This is a genomic window from Qipengyuania aestuarii (assembly GCF_019711535.1).
GTDB lineage: Bacteria > Pseudomonadota > Alphaproteobacteria > Sphingomonadales > Sphingomonadaceae > Qipengyuania > Qipengyuania aestuarii.
In genome coordinates this window covers 368606-386900 of sequence record NZ_JAIGNP010000003.1, presented here as the reverse complement: position 1 = coordinate 386900, position 18295 = coordinate 368606, and the positions used below count along the sequence as shown (strand labels likewise).

The following is an 18295-nucleotide window of genomic DNA, read 5'->3' as shown; positions in this document are numbered from 1 at the left end:
ATTATGGAGCTCTCTTCTTGGTGAAGGCAACGATCCGCTGCCTGTCGATCGCGCCGACCAGGAAGGCCACGCCGAAATAGACTGCGGCCGAACACAGCACGAGGACGATAAGAGCGCCCGCGCGTGCGAACAATCCGGCAGAGTACCAGCCGGTTAGCAAATCGCGGGCAAACCACAAGGCGGCGCCCATCGCGGCGGCAGCGATCAGCTGCCGGGCGAGCCGTCCGACAAGGGCGAGCGGGATCGTGTAATATCCGCGCCTGACCAGCACCCAGTACAGATAGCCCACATTGATCCATGCGCCGATCACGCTGGCAAAACCGATTCCGACCACGCCGTAACCCAGCCCTGCGAACTGAAGGCGGGGGAGGTCGATTGCGTAACCCAGCCACTCGCTGCGGCCGCCAAGGTTCATCCCGTTGTTCCAGATACAGACCGCGAGGAAAACGACGAGCGAGATAAAGGCTGCGTAGACCGGCGTTCGCGTATCAGAACGGGCGTAGAAATTGGGCACCAGCACCTTTACCAGCACATAGGCGGGCAGGCCGAGGACGAGGGCCGCCAGCACATTGCCGGTCAGCCGCGCCTGTTCGACCGAGAATGCGCCGCCCTGGAACAGCATGGTGGTGAACGGCACGGCGCATACCGCAAGCGCCACCGCGGCGGGCAGGGTCAGCAGCATCGACAGTTCGATGGCGTCGGACTGCACCCGGTCGGTGCCTTCCCTGTTCTTGGCCCCGACGAATTTCGACAGCGTCGGCAGGATGGCGGTCGACAGGGCGATCCCGATGATCCCCAGGGGCAGCTGGTTGAGGCGATCGGCATAGTTCATGTAGCTGATCGAACCGCTGTCGAGCTGGTTGAGGAAATAGAGCTGGACCAGCGTATTCAGCTGGTAGGCGCCACCGCCGATCGCCGCTGGCAGCGCAATGATCGACAGGCGTTTCACCTCCGGGGTGATGCGCGGCCAGAGCAGCTTGGGGCGAAACCCTTCAACCCGCGTCCAGTAATACAGCCAGGCAAGCTGGATCATTCCGCCGATCGTGACTGCCCAGGCCTGGCTGTACCCGACCTGGCGCGTGGTCCAGCCCCATTCGTTCATCGCATAATCGCCGAACAGCAAGCCCGCGATCAGCGTGACATTCAGCAGGATCGGAAAGCTGGCGCCCGGCGCGAAGCGACTGACCGAATTCAGCATGCCGGTGAACAGCGTCACCAGGCTCACCAGCAAGATATAGGGGAACATGATCTGCGCGAAATCGACTTCCATGTCGAAATTCACCGGATCACGGGCCTGGTCGCCCAGCGCCCAGATTACCCACGGCATGGCCAGCATCATGACGGCGCAGACCACGATCAGCACCGGCAGGAAAATGCTCAGCACGTCGTCGGAAAAACTGCGCGCGTCTTCTATGCCCCCTTCGCCGTGAAGGCGCTTGGAGAACATGGGTACGAAGGCCGCCGAAAACGCGCCTTCCGCAAACAGGCGGCGGAAGACGTTGGGGATGATGAAGGCTTGGAACCACGCGTCGGTCACGCCATTGGCGCCCAATACGCGGCTGAAGATCATCTCGCGCGCCATGCCGGCAACGCGGCTCACCATGGTGAGTGAGCCGATCGTGCCGACATTTTTGAGCAGGCTCATGGCCTAGCCTGTTCCCTGATCTGGCCGATTAGGCGTTGCCGGTCGGTGCAGGGACGTCTTCACCACCCTGCTGTGCCGCACGGGCCTGAAGCTGCTGCTGATATAGCGCGCCAAAATCCATCGGGTCGAGCAAGAGCGGCGGGAAACCGGCATCGCGTACCGCGTCGGAAATGATCGCGCGGGCGAAAGGGAAAAGCAGGCGCGGCGCTTCTGCGAACAGGAAGGCATGGGCGTGTTCGTCTGGTACGTTGCGCATGCCGACGAGGCCGCAATAGGCGAGCTCGACGAGGTAGAAATTGCCTTGGTCGCCATCGGCGCGGACAGTAACCTTCAGTTCGACTTCAGTGACTTCTTCGCTCACCTTGTCGGCGCCGATGTTCACCTGAACGTCGACACGGGGCTGTTCCTGCCACTGGTAGCTGCCGGGTGCGTTCGGGTTCTCGACCGAAAGATCCTTGATGTACTGGTTGATGAGACCAACCGTCGGGCGATTGTCCGCACCGTTGCCGCCGGCTGCGGGATCCATGTTGAGATCGGTCAGTACGTCGTTTTCTTCGGCCATGTTCGCGTATCACTTCTTCTGCAGATCGAATCATCGGAGTCGGAAGAATGGCTTGATGCGCTCTCCGACCGGTTCGGCGCGCGCCTAGCACCTGACCGGGCGGGGAGCAATGAGCCTGCGCAGCGGGCACGATCCGGCGCAAACGCGGTGCATCAGGGCATCCGTCCGACATTGCCCGTTTGTAATTCGACCCTATCTAGGGCAGGTAGGACGGAACTGCCGACGCTACGGTGCGTAGGCAGGAGAGAATACTGATTGGACTTGTTTTTGTGATCACCGAGATCGTCATCCTCGCCGCCATTGCAGCCTTTCTGGGGCTGCGCCTCTATTCCGTGCTCGGCCAGCGGTCGGAGCATGAGGAAGAGCCTGTGCACCGCCGCTTCGACGCGCCGGACGCCAAGGGCGCGCCATCGGCGCTCGATCGCGGCGCCGCGCCGGTCAGGGAGCCGGTGACACTGCGCGGTGTGGACAATGCCTCGTCCGAGAATGAAAGCGCGATCCGCGCGATTGCGAGCGCCGACCAGCGCTTCGATCTGCTGGCTTTCCTCGAAGGGGCGAAGGCGGCTTACGGCATGATCCTCGAAGCCTTCTGGAAGGGCGACAAGGAAACGCTCCGCGAATTGACCGATGACGATGTGTATGCCGGCTTCTCCGGCGCGATCGACGCGCGGCAGGCAGCGGGCGAAACCCTCGAGAACCGCCTGATCCGCATCGAGGATGCGACCATTCATTCGGCCGAGCTGGACAGGCGCACGGCGCGCATCTCGGTTCTGTTCGTATCCGACATCGCCTCGCTCACCCGCGACAAGGACGGCAATGTCGTCGCCGGATCGCTCGATGATGCGGTGGAAAGCCGCGACATCTGGACATTCAGCCGCAATGTCGATTCGCGCGACCCGAACTGGGTGCTGGACGAAACCGATCAGGGCTGACGCCCGCTATTCGACTTCGGAGGGTTAGATGCGTTTTCTCGCCGGGCTGGTTGCAGCCTTCAGCCTAGCGGGATGCGCCGCAGTTCCAGGTGCACGCCCGCCGCTGGATACGGGCGCGGTCGAGCCGCCTCCGGCAATCCCCGCTGACAATGCTCTGGCCGCCACGCTTTCTCCGGGTCCGGCGATCGAGACCATGCCGTTCCAGAGCTTCGATGCGTCCTCCGCGCTCACGGCTTTTCGCGCCTCCTGCAGCAAGATTCTGTTTCGCGACGATGTCAGCGGCCTGACGCGCCGGGTGGATTGGCAGGCACCGTGCGCAGCCGCGGAAAACTGGTCCGGCCCGGCGGCAGATTTTTTCAGCGCACAGTTCGAGACCGTCATCGTCGGCGATGGCAAGGCGTTCGCAACTGGCTATTTCGAACCCGAAATTCTTGGCAGCCGGACGCCGGCGCCGGGGTACGACGTCCCGATCTATGCCATGCCGGAAGATCTGGTGCGCGGCTGGCCCGACGACATTCCCGAAAGCGAGCGCAGCGGGCGCGCCCCCCTCGGCCGATATGACGAAAGCGGCAAGTTCGTGCGCTATTACGAGCGTTCGCAGATCGTCGAGGGTGCATTGGACGGCAAGGTTCCGGTGATTGCGTGGGCAGCCGATCCGGTCGAATTCTTCTTCCTGCAGATCCAGGGCAGCGGCCTGCTGCGCATGACCGACGGCAGCGTGATGCGCATCGGCTATGCGGGTCAGAATGGCCGCGAATATGTCGGCATCGGCCGCGTGATGCGTGAGCAGGGGCTGATCGGCGACGGTACGCCCTACGCCACCTCCATGCAGGGCATCGTCCAGTTTATCCGCGACAACCCCCAAAAGGGCGCGGAGATCATGAACCTCAACAAGAGCTGGATCTTCTTCCGCCCGCTCGACACCGATGGTCCGCTCGGCTCGCTTGAAGTGCCGGTCAAGCGGGGGGACAGCGTGGCTGTGGACCCCAACTTCGTTCCTTACGGCGCGCCGGTCTGGCTCGACCTCGACCGCGACGTGGCCGACGGTCTGTGGATCGCGCAGGATACCGGCGGCGCGATCAAGGGCGCGAACCGCTTCGACACTTTCTGGGGCAATGGCGGCGATGCGAGCGAAATCGCCGGGGGCATGAGCGGGCGCGGCATGGCCTATCTGCTGCTTCCCAAGGGGACGCTCGCGCGCCTCCAGCAATGACCGCGCGCTTCGGGTCCGCCCCATGAGCGCGCCGCGGGGCCTTTCGGCGGACGAGGCGGAAGCGTGGGAAAAGGTCGCCGCAACGGTCGACCGGCTGCATCCGGCCAAAGCTCCCAGTCCGATGCCGCTACCCAAGGCCGCCGCTCCGCCCAAGCGGCAACCGCAGCCGCGCAAGGCGGTCATGAAGCAGGTGCGCCAGGTCCCCGTTCCCAAACCCGCGCCCAAGCAGATCGATGCCACGCGCAACACGCTCGATGCTGGATGGGACAAGCGGATGCGGTCGGGTGCGGTGCAGCCGGACTTCACGCTGGATCTTCACGGGCACGGCCTCGATGCCGCCTATAACCGGTTGATGAGCGGGGTCGCTCAGGCCCGCGCGATGGGCGCGCGCACGATCCTGCTGGTGACAGGCAAGCCGCGCCCCGTCGATCCGGCAGACCGTGGGCATACACGGGGCGCCATTCGCGCCAAGGTGCTGGACTGGCTCGCCGCGTCGAGCCACCATTCCGCCATCGCCGCGGTCCGCCGCGCCCACATCAGGCACGGCGGCGAAGGCGCGCTTTATATCGTTCTCAGGCGCGAACGCGGATAATCTTCCGCAGCGCCAGCAAGGCTGCGGCGACTGCCATGAACAGGATCGCCAGCCCCGCCATGTTCACGAGGACCGCGCTGAGACCGAGTGTGCTCCGGTCGAGGAAGAAATAGGGATAGAATCCGGTCACCGCGCCATTGATCAGGGCGAACGCGCAGTAGATCAGCGGCACCAGCATGACGATGGGAAGCGAACGCCAGCCCGCCAATTGGTCCTTCGAAAACAGCAGCCACCACAATATCCCGCCTGCCGGGACCAGCGTATGGTGCGCAATGTTCGTCCACCAATCCAGACCTTCGGGATGATGCATGGAGGCGAGGAGCAGGTGATAGACCGCCGCGATGATCACCAGCGCGGCCGCAAGCGCAAAGGGAATGCGCGGCTCGATCCGGCCGCGCCATGCGATCCAGGCAAATGCCACTGCCGAGGCAAGATTGCCCCAGATCGTGAAGAAGCGCAGCATTGCGCTCCATCCTTCGATCAGTGATCCGTCTCGCTCGATATTGCCGATCGACTGCGCGGCGAGCGAAAGGATCGCGATGGCCGAAATGATGCCGGCCAGGATGCGGGCGGGGTACGGATAGTAGGGGTACATTCCGCCTGTCTAGCGCACCGTGCCCGCATTGCCAGCATCCCGCTCCCGCTCCGATCAGCCCAGCAGCATGACGTTCATCAGGCGGCCCGGCAGGACGAAGGCGAAGATGCCCGGGATCATCAGCGCGGTGAGATAGGTGAACACGAGATGCTTCTTGTGGCCGGCAATATCGCCTTTGCGGGCAGTCGCGATCGTCTTCCACGCGGCGTGAAAAGTCACCGGCACGAAGATATGGATGAAGCTGAAGCCGCCGGTCGACTGGATGAAAATGGCGCTGGTCGCCGTAACCAGCATCAGGACGAGCCAGAGCTTGCCCAGCTGCTTGTGCCGCGGAGTGCCCTTCTTCGCCAGCAGGAGATAGCCCCCAAGCGGGATGGCCGGGAGCACCGTGGCGACGTGGATCAGTATGGGCAGCTTGGCATAGTGATGCAAATTGTCGACCAGTCCCAGCGCTGCCCGGCCCAGAGCGATCAGCACCAGAAAGCTCATGGTGAAGCAGGCCACACCGACCAGCGATCTGGCGATCGGTCCAAGATCGAAGCTGGATTTCGCAGCAGCGGCGCTTTTGCTGAAAGGTAGGGCGATGGCGGTCATTGTCTGTCTCCGTGACGGTTGCGGAAACGGTTCTCACGCACGCCCATTCGCGGGCAATGGGGCTTACGCCTTCTGGCCCGCTGCTTCGCCAATTGCGCGGATTTACGGATGAATGCCACTTTACGAAGCGCGAACTGGCGCTAGGCTCGGTCCCGATGACAGCGAATGTGCCAGGACCGGCCGCCATGCGTGCGCGCCAGATCGTGATCGACCTGTCGGTATTGGTCGCCATCGGCGTGGTGCTCGGCCTGCTGGCTCCTCTGGGCACGGTCGGCATGTCGGTTCCCGCCCGGATCACCTATTGGGTGGTGCTGGCGGTTTCAGGCTATGCATTCTACAAGCCGATCGGAGCGATCGTGCTGCGGCTCGGACCCCTACTCGCCCTGCCAACGCTTCCTTTGTGGGCAGCCGCCGTGCTGATTGCCTCGGTGCCCATGGCCTGCCTGGTCTGGGTCGTGAATGCTGGAGGCGGAGCCGTCCGCACGCCGACATTTGAAACGGCCCTTGTCCATTATTGCCTGGTTGCCCTCGTCGGCGCAGTGGTCACGCTGATGTTCAATCTCATCCCGGCGACGCGGATGATTGAACCGCATGCGGCCGAGCCCGCAGTCCCGCCCCAGATAGCGCCGACAGATGGGGAGGTGCGTGAGGCTGAACCTGTAGCCAGCTTGCGCTTCACCGACCGGCTGTCTCCGGAACTCGGCAGCCAGCTCATCGCGCTTGAAATGGAAGATCACTACGTTCGCGCGCATACTGCCTTGGGCAGCGAACTTGTTCTCATGCGCATGCGTGACGCCGTGGCGGAATTGGGCGGGATGGAGGGCGAGCAGGTCCACCGCAGCTGGTGGGTCGCGCGCGGATCGGTAATGGATGTGAAGCGCGAAGGCCGCAATGTGCGGCTGGTGCTCGACAATGGCATCGAGGCACCGGTCAGCCGTGCCAACGTGTCGCTGCTGAAAGAGCGCGGCTGGTTTTAACGCCAGCCGCGCCCGCTTTCACTTATTCGGCAGCTTCTTTCATGGCGCTGCCTTCGCCGCCAATGGAGAGCGCGCTCGCCATGCCCGGTGCGTCGGATTTGCCGCCGATCTTGTCACGGACCATCTTTTCGATCCGCTCGCCGATCGTCTGGTCGATGGCTTTCCAGTAATCGAAAGCGCGTACCAGCACCTTTTCGCTTACCCCGTCTGCCAGATGGCCTGCGACGTTCGATACGAGGCGGTCGCGCTGGGCATCGTCCATCACATCGTTGATCAGGGCGCGGGGCTGACTGACATCGTCATCGTCCTCGCGCAGCGTATACGCCATGCGGACCATGTCGCCATCGGCGTGCCAGGTCGCCTCACCGCCCACTTCCGGCTGGGCAGCGGGGCCGCCGTAGGAATTGGGCGCGTATACCGGATCGACCGAATTCGTTACCCGCATTGCGCCTGCGCGGGAGTAGGAATTGACCTTGGCATTCTTCGCCGAATTCACCGGGATCTGCTTGTAATTGACACCCAGCCTGTGGCGGTGCGCATCGGCATAGGAGAAGCCGCGAGCCAGCAGCATCTTGTCGGGCGACAGGCCGATGCCGGGGACCATGTTGTTTGGCTCGAACGCGAGCTGTTCGATCTCGGTGTCCCAGTCGACCGGGTTTTCGTTCAGCACCAGCTTGCCGACTTCGATCAGCGGATAGTCGCTGTGCGGCCAGGTCTTCGTCAGATCGAAGGGGTTGATGCGATAGGTCTTCGCGTCCTCGTAAGGCATGATCTGCCATTTCAGCGTCCAGCTGGGATAATCGCCCTTGTGGATCGCATCGAACAGGTCGCGCCGGTGATAGTCGCTATCCTCGCCCGCCTTCTTCACGGCCTCGTCCTGCGTGAGGTGGGCGTTGCCGCTCATCTCGCCGACATCGGTCATGAAGTGGAACTTGACCCAGAACTTCTCGCCGTCATCGTTGATCAGCATGTAGGTATGGCTGCCGTAACCGTTCATCTCGCGCCAGTTCTTCGGCACGCCGCGATCGCCCATGAGATAGGTGACCTGGTGCGCGCTTTCGGGGCTCAACGTCCAGAAATCCCACATCATGTCGTGATCGCGCAGGCCATTGTCGGCGCGGCGCTTCTGGCTGCGGATGAAGTGCTGGAATTTCAGCGGATCGCGGATGAAGAAGATCGGCGTGTTGTTGCCGACCATGTCGAAATTGCCGTCTTCGGTGTAGAACTTGACCGAGAAGCCGCGCGGATCGCGCCAGGTATCAGGGCTGCCACGTTCGCCCGCCACGGTCGAAAAGCGCATGGCCGTGTCGGTCTTCACGCCCTTCTGGAAGACCTTTGCCTTAGTATATTTCGACACGTCAGCCGTGGTCTCGAAATAGCCGAAAGCGCCCGAACCCTTGGCATGCGGCTGCCGTTCGGGAATGCGCTCGCGGTTGAAATTGGCCATCTGCTCGATGAGGTAGTGATCGTTGAGAACGATCGGACCGTCACGGCCGAGAGTGAGGGAATGCTCGTCGCTCTGTGCCGGGATGCCAGCATCGGTGGTGGTGGGGGGAATTTTGCCGTTTGCCATGTCGCGCGCCTTTTTTCGGGGGATGCCTTGAATACGGGTCAGATGCGGGCGTGTTCCTGCCGGTAAGCATTCGAAAAAGCGTTCGTGGTGATCGCGTCAGGCGAACAGCAAAAAGCCCCCGGCCCGGTGGGGCGGGGGCTTCCTGCATCTTCGTGTGGAGCTTGGCCTTAGGAGTGATATTTGGCGTAGCTGAGATCGAAACGATCCGCGTCCATGACCTTGGTCCAGGCATTGACGAAATCGCGAACGAACTTCTCCTCATTGCCGTTTTCGGCATAGACTTCCGCCACGGCGCGCAGCCGCGAATTGGAGCCGAAGACGAGGTCGGTGCGCGTGGCGCGCCACTTCTCGTCGCCGTGCAGGCGGCATTTGCCGACGAATTCTTCGTCACCGCTCTCGTCGACCACTTCCCAGACCGTGCCCATGTGGAGCAGGTTGACGAAGTAGCTGTTGTCGAGCTTGCCCGGGGTTTCGGTCAGGACGCCGATGCTGTCGCCGTGCTTGGCGTGGTGGCTCACCGCACCCAGGACACGCAGCCCGCCGACAAGCACGGTCATTTCGGGGATCGACAGGCCGAGCAGATGCGCCCGGTCGATCAGCATGTCCTCGGTCTTCACCGAAGCCTTGGTCTTCAGGTAATTGCGGAAACCGTCGGCAAAGGGTTCCAGCGGCTCCCAGCTCTCGGCGTCGAAGTCTTCCCCCTTGGCGTCGCCCCGGCCCGTGGTGACGGGGACGGCAATATCGAAGCCCGCATCCTGCGCAGCTTTCTCGACTGCAGCCGAACCGGCAATGACGATCGCATCGGCCATCGAGATGCCGCCACGAATTTCGTCGAGCTTGTCCAGAACGCGCGACAGTTCTTCGGGATCGTTGACGGCCCAGTTCCGGATTTCGTCGAAGCGGATATGCGCACCATTGGCGCCGCCGCGGTGGTCCGAATTGCGATAGGTGGAGGCCGAGGCCCATGCCGCCTTGACCAGTTCGGCGACCGACAGGCCGCTGCCGAGGACCTTCGATTTGAAGGACGACAAATCGCTGTCCGAAACCTGCGAACCGGCGGGAATTGGATCCTGCCAGATCAGGTCTTCATCAGGCACGTCCGGGCCGAGATAGCGGACCTTGGGCCCCATGTCGCGGTGGGTCAGCTTGAACCACGCGCGGGCAAAGGCATCGTCCAGCGCCGCCTGGTCATTGAGGAAACGCTCGGAAATCTTGCGATATTCCGGATCGCGCTTCAGCGCCATGTCGGCAGTGGTCATGATGGTGGGGACCTTCTTGTTCGGGTCCCGCGCATCGGGTGCCATGTCGGCTTCTTCGGGATTGACCGGGGTCCACTGGTTCGCACCTGCGGGCGACTGCGTCAGCTCGTAGTCATATTTGAACAGCAGCCGGAAATAATCATTGCCCCACTGCGTCGGGTTGGGCGTCCACGCGCCCTCGATGCCCGAGGTCGTGATATGGCCCTTCTCGATTTCTTCGGGGTCGGTCAGCCAGCCGAAGCCCATGCGGTGCAGCGTCTCGCCCTCGGGCGCGCTGCCGAACGAATCCGCCGGGGCGGCACCGTGGCATTTGCCGAAAGCGTGGCCGCCCGCGGTCAGGGCGACGGTTTCCTCGTCGTTCATGGCCATGCGGGCGAAGGTTTCACGCATGTCGCGCGCCATGCCTTCCGCATCGTGCGGATTGCCGCCCGGACCTTCGGGATTGACGTAGATGAGGCCCATCTGGATCGCTGCCAGCGGGTTTTCCAGCGCCTTGCCCTCGTCGGGCTGGATGCGGGTTTCAGCGCCGGTATCGACCCACTGGTCTTCCGTGCCCCAATAGACGGTTTCGGGATCGAACACGTCCTTGCGCCCGCCGCCGAAGCCGAAGACGGGGCCGCCCATGCTTTCGATGGCAACGTTGCCGGTCAGGATGAAGAGATCGGCCCAGCTGATATGCTTGCCGTATTTCTGCTTGATCGGCCACAACAGGCGGCGCGCCTTGTCGAGATTGCCGTTGTCGGGCCAGCTGTTGAGCGGGGCGAAGCGCTGTTGCCCGCTGGACGAACCGCCGCGCCCGTCACCGGTGCGATAAGTCCCGGCGGCGTGCCATGCCATGCGGATGAAGAAGGGGCCATAATGGCCATAGTCGGCCGGCCACCATTCCTGGCTGTCGGTCATGAGATCGGTGAGGTCCTTCTTCAGCGCGGTGTAATCGAGCGCATTGAAGGCTTCGCAATAATCGAAATCCTCGCCCATGGGATCGGCTGCGCGGCCGCCCTCGGTAAGGATTTCAAGGTCGAGCTGGTCAGGCCACCAGTCGCGGTTGCGGCGGCCGAACAGGTCCCGCGTGCCGCTGTTTCCGGTGAATGGGCAACCGCTGATATCTCCGGTCTTGGCGTCCATGATCTTCTCTCCTGCTAACTTAGACTCGGTCTCCCGTCCGAGGATGAAAACAATCTGCCCAATTGCCGGTCATTCGTCCAATCGATTAAACGGTTCTAATTGATTGGCTGAGGCGATTTTGCGGCAAGGTGTGTCCGGCCAAGAAAAAGCGCCGCCATCAGCTCAGGATGACGACGCTTCGAAGGCGTTTGAAGGGGGAAAATCAGGCCGCCTGGGCGATCTCGTCCACCGGTTCGGTGCGGATCAGGTAATCGAAGGCCGACAAGCCGGCTTTCGAGCCTTCGCCCATGGCGACGACGATCTGCTTGTAAGGCACATTGGTCACGTCGCCCGCGCCGAAGATGCCCGGCAGATTGGTGCGGCCTTCCTCGTCGGTGACGATTTCGCCGAACTTGGTAAGCTCCAGCCCGCTGTCTTCCAGCCATTCGGTGTTGGGCACGAGGCCGATCTGGATGAATACGCCCTCCAGTTCGATCCGGCGCGTATCGCCGCTCTCGCGGTTCTTCACCATCAGCCCGTCGACCTTGCCGTTGCTGCCGGTAATCTCGGTCGTCTGGCCATTGGTGACGATCTCGACATTATCCATGCTGCGCAGCTTCTTCTGCAGCACCTCGTCGGCGCGCAGCTGATTGTCATATTCGATCAGCGTGACGTGGCCGACGATCTTGGCGAGGTCGATCGCCGCCTCGACGCCGGAATTGCCGCCGCCGATCACCGCGATCCGCTTGCCCTTGAACAGCGGGCCGTCGCAATGCGGGCAATAGGCCACGCCCTTGTTGCGATATTCCGCTTCGCCCGGCACGCCGAGATTGCGCCAGCGCGCGCCGGTGGCAAGGATCAGGCTGCGGGCTTTGAGCGTCGCACCATTGGCCAGTTCGACCGAATGCAGCCCGCCTTCCTGCGTGGCAGGAACAAGCTTTACCGACCGCGCCAGATTCATCACGTCGATCTCGTATTCACCGACATGGCGCTCCAGATCGCCCGCCAGCTTGGGGCCTTCGGTATAGGCGGTGCCGGGAAGGTTCTCGATGCCCAGGGTATCGTGCAGCTGGCCGCCGAACCGCTCTGCCGCGATGCCGGTGCTGAATCCTTTGCGGGCGGTATATATGGCCGAAGCCGCGCCGGCCGGGCCGCCGCCGATCACGAGCACTTCGAAAGCGTCCTTGGCGGACAGCTTTTCTGCCGCCTTGGCATCGGCTCCGGTGTCGACCTTGGCCAGGATTTCGGCCAGTTCCATCTTGCCGTTGTAGAAGGGCTCGCCGTTCAGGAAGGTCGCGGGCACGGCCATCACGTCGCGCGCGTCGACTTCGTCCTGATACGTTCCGCCTTCGATGAGCGTGGCGGTAACGCGCGGATTTTCCAGCGCCATCAGCGTCAGCGCCTGCACGACGTCGGGGCAGTTGTGGCAGCTGAGCGAGAAATACATCTCGAAATTGAAATCGCCCTCCAGCCCGCGGACCTGCTCCAGCAGATCGGCATCGACCTTGGGCGGGTGGCCGCCTGCCCACAGCAGGGCGAGAACCAGCGAGGTAAACTCGTGCCCCATCGGCAAACCGGCAAAGCGCACCCACTTTTCCGCATCGCTGGCACGGCGGATCACGAAGCTGGGCTTGCGCTCGTCAGTGCCGTCGAAGCTTGCGCTGACCATATCGTGCAGCGCCGAGATCTCTTCGAGCAATTCGCGCGTCTGACGCGACTTCTCATCGTCGCCGAGCGAAGCGACAAGTTCCACCGGCTCGCGCAGATTGGCGAGATAGGTCTTGAGTTGCTGGGTAAGATTGGCGTCGAGCATCGGTCGTATCCTTCGTCTTTGCGAGAGGCCCGGAACGGGGCGACGTGGCAATCCATCTCCTGCCATTTGCCGCAACCGGATATCGGGCCGGATATCGGGCGAGGTGATGGATTGCCGCGTCGCCTTTATCTCCCGCATGCGCGAAGAGAGGGCGCTGGTGAGAAATTAAGAGGCCCGGGGGTTGGGGGGGAGGGGGAAGCCCCCGGGCCTCGGCATGAGACGGGAAGCGTGTTCCAGTCTCGGGAGGCGGCCTTAAAGGGTAAGCGCCGCCTCCAAAATATTCGCCTGCAGCTTAGATCTTGCCGACGAGGTCGAGCGAAGGCGACAGCGTGTCGCTGCCTTCTTCCCATGCTGCGGGGCAGACCTGGCCGGGATTGGCGCGGACATACTGTGCAGCCTTGATCTTGCGGGCCAGTTCGTTCGCATTGCGGCCAACGCCTTCACAGGTCTGTTCCATGATCTGGATAACGCCGTCCGGATCGACCACGAAAGTGGCGCGATCGGCAAGGCCAACGCCTTCACGCAGCACGTCGAAATTGCGTGCGAGGACGTGGTTCTGGTCGCCAAGGAACGGGAACTGCAGCTTGCCGATCTTTTCCGAGGTGTCGTGCCATGCCTTGTGGCTGAAGTGGGTGTCGGTCGACACGCCATAGACTTCGACGTCCATCTTCTGGAGCATGGCGTACTGTTCGCCGAGATCTTCCAGTTCGGTCGGGCAGACGAAAGTGAAGTCGGCCGGATAGAAGAAGAAAACGGCCCACTTGCCCTTAACGTCTTCGTCGGTGACTTCGAAAAAGTCCTTGCCTGCCTGGAATGCGGTGGCGTTGAACGGTTTGATCTGGCTTCCGATAATACCCATGGGTTTCTCCGTTGTTCGGGTTAAACTGATGCACCCCAGATAAGGTCTGGTGCGATGCACAAAAGCGATATGTTGCGATTGCTAGCATCGGAATAATCGATTAACTGAATGGAACTTTCGAAAAGCGCAACGGAACGGCTATTATAGTTGCGTTTTTCGCAATCAACTGGTCTCGCTTAGATGACCGGCGCGCAAGCCGGGTGCACATATTTGTGCTTGTGCGCGGGCCCACACTGCTCGATTTCGCGCGCCAGCGCATCTTGGCGAAAAGCGCGTGTCACACCGGCCACCATTCGGAGCTGCATCTTGGAACTGGACGAAAGCGAAAAGACCGCCTGGATCTTCAAATCGGGCTGGAAAGGCCTTTGCCCGCATTGCGGCAAGGGTAAGATGTTCAAGTCCTGGCTGAAGATCGTCGATCGCTGCGATGTCTGCGGGCTCGATTACCGCTTCGCTTCGCCGGACGATGGCCCGGCCTTCTTCTCGCTGACCTTCGTTGCCTTCCCGCTGCTGTTCCTGATCGTTTGGATGCAGGTGGCGCTGGAACTGCCGGTCGTCCTGCTGTTCGTGATCGCCATTCCGCTGATGGGTCTGGGCTGTGTCTTGCCGCTGCGCCCGATCAAGGGCTGGCTGGTCGCATCGCAATACGTCAACCGTTCGGTCGAGGCGGGGACCGAGAAACTGTGGGGTGATATGCACGCCCGCGAGGATGAGAAACGGGGCAGGGACGAGGACTGAAGTCCCAGCCTCGCTCGCAGCCGATCAGGTCGCGAATAACATCGCGTCGTCGGCGAAGGCTTTCATTTCCAGCGCATTGCCGCTGGGATCGCGGAAAAACATCGTCGCCTGCTCGCCCGGCTGGCCCTTGAAGCGGATCGTCGGCTCGATCACGAACTGCGTGCCTGCGTTCGTCAGCCGGTCGGCCAGCGCCTGCCAGTCCTCCATCGTCAGCACCACGCCGAAATGCGGGACGGGCACGTCGTGACCATCGACCGGGTTGCTTGCACGGTCGCCCGCATCCCCGCCCGTATGCGCCACGATCTGATGGCCGTAGAAATCGAAATCGATCCATTCATCGGACGAACGCCCCTCGGCGCAGCCCAGTGTCCCGCCGTAAAAGCTGCGGGCTTCCGCAAGGTCGCGGACGGGAAAGGCGAGATGGAACGGGCGCAGGGTCATGCAGCGGCAATAGCCTGCCAGAAACCGTTTTCCTACACGCATCTGGCTATGCATGGCTGGGGCTATGAGAAACGACCTGACACCGGAAACCGCCCTTGCCATGCTCGAGGAATTTTACGCTGAGGTGCGCTCCAAGCGCTCCACCATTCAGCATCGACAGCGCGTGGATGAACGGATAGGGCGCAAGGGAACTGGGAATGGTGGAGCCCGCATGAAGATCGTCATCGGTAACAAGAACTACTCCAGCTGGAGCCTGCGCGGCTGGCTGGCGGCCAAGCAGTCCGGCCTGTCCTTCGACGAAATCGTCGTCCCCTTGTATGGCGAGGATTGGGAAGCGACCCGCCAGGGCGGCGAGATCATGCCGTCATCGGGCAAGGTCCCGCTGCTGTGGGACGGGGAAACCGTGGTCTGGGACAGCCTCGCCATGCTCGAATACCTGTCCGACAAGGTGGGGCGCGACCGGTTCTGGCCCAAGGACGAGACCGCACGCGGCATGGCGCGATCGATGGTCGCCGAAATGCATTCCTCCTTCCAGGCCCTGCGCGGCGAATGCCCGATGAACGTGCGCAAGCGCTTCGACGGTTTCACGCCGAGCGAGGCCTGTCGTTCGGACATCCTGCGCATCCTCACTCTGTGGGCTGAAGCGCGCAGCCGGTTCGGCAGCGGCGGGCCCTATCTCTTCGGGACCTTCGGCGCGGCGGACGTGTTCTTCGCCCCCGTCGTCAGCCGCTTCATCAGCTATCAGATTGCCGTCCCCGGCTTCGCGGCCGCCTACATGCAGGCCTTGTGGGAACATGAGTGGATGCAGGCGTGGATCACCGCATCGGAAAACGAAGAATGGGTCATCGAACAATACGAAACCGTTTCCTGACGCTGCTGGCGGCGCTGGCTGCGCTGCTGCCCGCGCAGGCCATGGCATGGGGCGATTACGCCCACCGCACCACTGCATCGATCGCGCTTGCGAATGTGAAGCCGGAAACGCGGGCCGCCATCGCGCGCCTGCTGAAGGCCGCACCCGAGCTGGGCGTGCCCGATTGCGAGCTTGCGAGTCTCGAAGATGCGGCCTCCTGGCCCGATTGCCTGCGCAGCGATTACTGGCGCTGGGGCTATACCTTCGCCTGGCATTACCGCACCGCGCCGGTCTGCGAGGCCTACGATCCGCGCGCCAATTGCTCGGGGCAGAACTGCATCCTCGCCCAGATCGAGCGTAACGAGCGTATCCTTGCCGATGAAAGCCTGCCCGCCAATGTGCGGCTGGAAGCGCTGACATTCCTCGTCCACTTCATCGGCGACGTGCATATGCCGCTGCATTCGGGCGATCACGGTGATCGCGGCGGCAATGACAATACGACCGCTTATGGCATTGCGCCGGGGTTGAATCTGCACTGGATCTGGGACGGGCCGCTGGCCGAACGCGCCATCACGTCTTCGCCCACGCCGCTGGTGCGCCGCTATTCCGCAGCAGAGCGGGCCGAACTGGGCGGCGGAACCTCCGCCGACTGGGGCCGGGAGAGTTGGGAAACGGCGCGTGACTTCGTCTATCCCAATGCCTTCGACCGCGCCCCCTGCGATGGCGAGGAACTGCCCGATGAAACCGCGCTGACGCAGGAGGATATCGAGCGCGCCATCCCGATCTCGCGCAGGCGGGTCACGCAGGCCGGGATCCGCATGGCGGAATATCTGGACAAGGCCTTCGCGCCGGGGCCCTTGGCTAACGAAGAGGCCCGATGAGTAGGTCTGGTGACGGACGTGATCAGGGCACGCGCTTGGTCGGATAAGGCGTGCCGTCCCGCTTGAAATAGCCATCCGGGGTGAAGACCATGTCGATGTCGGGATATTCGCCGCGGTCCTCGTCGCGATCTCCGGCACTCACGGCGATGAAGACGCAGGGCTTGTCGGACCGGTTGTGAAGGCGGTGGCCATTGCGGTCTCCCGCCGACCAGGCGAGGATATCGCCTGCATGAACCGGGACTTCGCCCTGATCCTCGATCAGCACGGCCTCGCCCTGCAGGAAGATGAGCAGCTCGTCCTGCCCCTCGTGCCAGTGCCGCTGCGAGGAATAGGCACCCGGGTCGAGCACGACATGGCTGGCACCCAGTTTGGTGAACCCGGCTGCAGGGGCAAGGCGCCGATACTTCCGGCCTGCAACGTCCTCGTCGTAGGGCGGCGGATAGCCGGTTGCATTGGTCTGGGGAATGGCGTCGAGATCGAGCTTGGGCATTGGCACACTCTCCTGCTAGCGGAGGCAACATGACCGAAGTCCTCGATCTCGCCAAGCGCCTGATGTCCGCCCGCAGCGTTACGCCCGCCACCGGGTCGGTTTTCGACGAGCTGGAGGCGATGCTCGCCCCGCTCGGCTTCGAAGTCACGCGGTTCACGCGCGGAGAGGGCGAGGAAGGAACGCCAGAAGCGCCGGTGGAGAACCTCTTCGCCATTCGCAAGGGCCCGCCGGGATCGCGGCACTTCTCCTTCGCCGGTCATCTCGACGTCGTCCCGCCGGGCGGTGGCTGGGCGTCCGAACCCTTCGCCCCCGACGTGCGCGGCGATCTGCTCTACGGCCGCGGCGCGGTCGACATGAAGGGCGCCATCGCCTGCATGGTCGATGCCGTGGCGCAGATTCCCGCCGATGCGGGCACGCTCAGTTTCATCATTACCGGCGACGAGGAAGGCCCCGCGCTGCACGGCACCCGCGCGCTGATCGATTTCATGCGCGAGGCAGGCCATCAGCCCGACCTGTGCCTCGTCGGCGAGCCTACCAGCGTGAACCGGCTGGGCGACATGATGAAGATCGGCCGCCGCGGTTCGGTCAACATCTGGCTGGAAGTGCAGGGCACGCAGGGCCACGTCGCCTATCCGCATCTGGCCGACAATCCGATTCCCAAACTGGTCGCGATGCTGGCCGAACTCGATGCGCTGGTGCTCGACGAAGGGACCGAATGGTTCCAGCCGAGCAATCTGGAAGTGACCGACCTCGAAGTTGGCAATCCCGCGCATAACGTCATTCCCGAGGCCGCAAAGGCACGGCTCTCGATCCGCTTCAACGATTGCCATTCGGGCGCTTCGCTGTCGGAGAAAGTCGCGGCAGTGGCGCAGAGGCACGGCGGCACCGCGCTGCCAATCATCAGCGGCGAGCCGTTCCTGACGCCGCCGGGTGCGTTTTCCGACATCATCGCCGCGGCGGTGAAAGCGGAAACGGGGCTCGAATCCGAACCCTCCACAACCGGCGGCACCTCCGACGCGCGCTTCCTGCGCAGCGTATGCCCGGTGATCGAATTCGGCCTCTGCAACGCGACCATGCACAAGCGCGACGAGGCTGTGGCAGTCGATGATCTGGCGACGCTCAGCCGCATCTATGCGCGCATCGCCCGCGCGGCGCTGAGCACGGAATAGGCAGTCAT

At 62.9% G+C, this 18295-nt stretch carries 18 protein-coding genes; 8 read left to right on the top strand and 10 right to left on the bottom strand.

Annotated elements, in window-relative coordinates:
* Position 1: 1 nt before the first annotated feature.
* A complete protein-coding gene (gene murJ / locus K3175_RS11615; protein ID WP_221543545.1) occupies positions 2–1645 on the bottom strand; it encodes a murein biosynthesis integral membrane protein MurJ in 1644 nt (547 codons plus the stop codon).
* A 28-nt stretch (positions 1646–1673) separates the two neighbouring features.
* Positions 1674–2207, bottom strand: a complete 534-nt coding sequence (gene secB, locus K3175_RS11610) for a protein-export chaperone SecB (protein ID WP_221543544.1) — start codon at positions 2205–2207, stop codon at positions 1674–1676.
* A gap of 269 nt (positions 2208–2476) precedes the next feature.
* On the opposite strand from secB, the gene K3175_RS11605 reads away from it, so the two are divergent.
* From K3175_RS11605 to K3175_RS11595, 3 genes are read left to right on the top strand one after another with little or no spacing between them, the layout of a single operon-like run.
* Positions 2477–3139 (top strand): Tim44/TimA family putative adaptor protein, encoded by a 663-nt coding sequence (locus K3175_RS11605; protein ID WP_221543543.1) that lies wholly within the window; start codon positions 2477–2479, stop codon positions 3137–3139.
* A 28-nt stretch (positions 3140–3167) separates the two neighbouring features.
* Positions 3168–4352, top strand: a complete 1185-nt coding sequence (gene mltA, locus K3175_RS11600) for a murein transglycosylase A (protein WP_221543542.1) — start codon at positions 3168–3170, stop codon at positions 4350–4352.
* A 22-nt stretch (positions 4353–4374) separates the two neighbouring features.
* On the top strand, positions 4375–4944 hold the full coding sequence (locus tag K3175_RS11595; RefSeq protein WP_221543541.1) for a Smr/MutS family protein: 570 nt from the start codon (positions 4375–4377) through the stop codon (positions 4942–4944).
* Here K3175_RS11595 and K3175_RS11590 read toward each other — a convergent pair.
* Positions 4925–5539, bottom strand: a complete 615-nt coding sequence (locus K3175_RS11590) for a Pr6Pr family membrane protein (RefSeq protein ID WP_221543540.1) — start codon at positions 5537–5539, stop codon at positions 4925–4927. The two genes, K3175_RS11595 and K3175_RS11590, sit on opposite strands and share 20 nt — an antisense overlap.
* Positions 5540–5593: 54 nt before the next feature.
* On the bottom strand, positions 5594–6133 hold the full coding sequence (locus K3175_RS11585) for a DUF2306 domain-containing protein (protein WP_221543539.1): 540 nt from the start codon (positions 6131–6133) through the stop codon (positions 5594–5596).
* Positions 6134–6189: 56 nt separating this feature from the next.
* On the opposite strand from K3175_RS11585, the gene K3175_RS11580 reads away from it, so the two are divergent.
* On the top strand, positions 6190–7110 hold the full coding sequence (locus tag K3175_RS11580) for a LytTR family DNA-binding domain-containing protein (protein ID WP_247710874.1): 921 nt from the start codon (positions 6190–6192) through the stop codon (positions 7108–7110).
* Between the two features lie 22 nt (positions 7111–7132).
* On the opposite strand, the gene K3175_RS11575 is transcribed toward K3175_RS11580, so the two are convergent.
* The 4 genes from K3175_RS11575 to ahpC all read right to left on the bottom strand — a co-directional run bounded on the left by K3175_RS11575 (position 7133) and on the right by ahpC (position 13718).
* Entirely contained in the window at positions 7133–8683 is a 1551-nt protein-coding gene (locus tag K3175_RS11575; protein ID WP_221543538.1) for a catalase, read from the bottom strand.
* Between the two features lie 167 nt (positions 8684–8850).
* Positions 8851–11067, bottom strand: a complete 2217-nt coding sequence (gene katG / locus K3175_RS11570) for a catalase/peroxidase HPI (RefSeq protein ID WP_221543537.1) — start codon at positions 11065–11067, stop codon at positions 8851–8853.
* Positions 11068–11269: 202 nt separating this feature from the next.
* On the bottom strand, positions 11270–12859 hold the full coding sequence (gene ahpF / locus K3175_RS11565) for an alkyl hydroperoxide reductase subunit F (RefSeq protein WP_221543536.1): 1590 nt from the start codon (positions 12857–12859) through the stop codon (positions 11270–11272).
* Positions 12860–13151: 292 nt separating this feature from the next.
* Complete coding sequence (ahpC, locus tag K3175_RS11560) at positions 13152–13718, bottom strand: alkyl hydroperoxide reductase subunit C (protein ID WP_221543535.1); 567 nt, start codon at positions 13716–13718, stop codon at positions 13152–13154.
* Between the two features lie 306 nt (positions 13719–14024).
* On the opposite strand from ahpC, the gene K3175_RS11555 reads away from it, so the two are divergent.
* On the top strand, positions 14025–14456 hold the full coding sequence (locus tag K3175_RS11555) for a DUF983 domain-containing protein (protein WP_224813010.1): 432 nt from the start codon (positions 14025–14027) through the stop codon (positions 14454–14456).
* A 24-nt stretch (positions 14457–14480) separates the two neighbouring features.
* On the opposite strand, the gene K3175_RS11550 is transcribed toward K3175_RS11555, so the two are convergent.
* On the bottom strand, positions 14481–14897 hold the full coding sequence (locus K3175_RS11550; protein ID WP_221544122.1) for a VOC family protein: 417 nt from the start codon (positions 14895–14897) through the stop codon (positions 14481–14483).
* A gap of 211 nt (positions 14898–15108) precedes the next feature.
* Between K3175_RS11550 and K3175_RS11545 the strand changes: the two genes are divergently transcribed.
* A complete protein-coding gene (locus K3175_RS11545; RefSeq protein ID WP_221544121.1) occupies positions 15109–15768 on the top strand; it encodes a glutathione S-transferase family protein in 660 nt (219 codons plus the stop codon).
* Entirely contained in the window at positions 15735–16628 is an 894-nt protein-coding gene (locus K3175_RS11540; RefSeq protein WP_221543534.1) for a S1/P1 nuclease, read from the top strand. The genes K3175_RS11545 and K3175_RS11540 overlap by 34 nt, the downstream gene beginning before the upstream one ends.
* Before the next feature lie 22 nt (positions 16629–16650).
* Here the strand turns inward: K3175_RS11540 and K3175_RS11535 are convergent, their stop codons facing one another.
* The gene (locus K3175_RS11535; protein WP_221543533.1) at positions 16651–17118 is read right to left on the bottom strand and encodes a cupin domain-containing protein; all 468 of its coding nucleotides are present in this window, start codon (positions 17116–17118) and stop codon (positions 16651–16653) included.
* A 29-nt stretch (positions 17119–17147) separates the two neighbouring features.
* Here K3175_RS11535 and dapE point away from each other — a divergent pair, with 29 nt between their 5' ends.
* Complete coding sequence (gene dapE, locus K3175_RS11530; protein ID WP_221543532.1) at positions 17148–18287, top strand: succinyl-diaminopimelate desuccinylase; 1140 nt, start codon at positions 17148–17150, stop codon at positions 18285–18287.
* Positions 18288–18295: the final 8 nt, after the last annotated feature.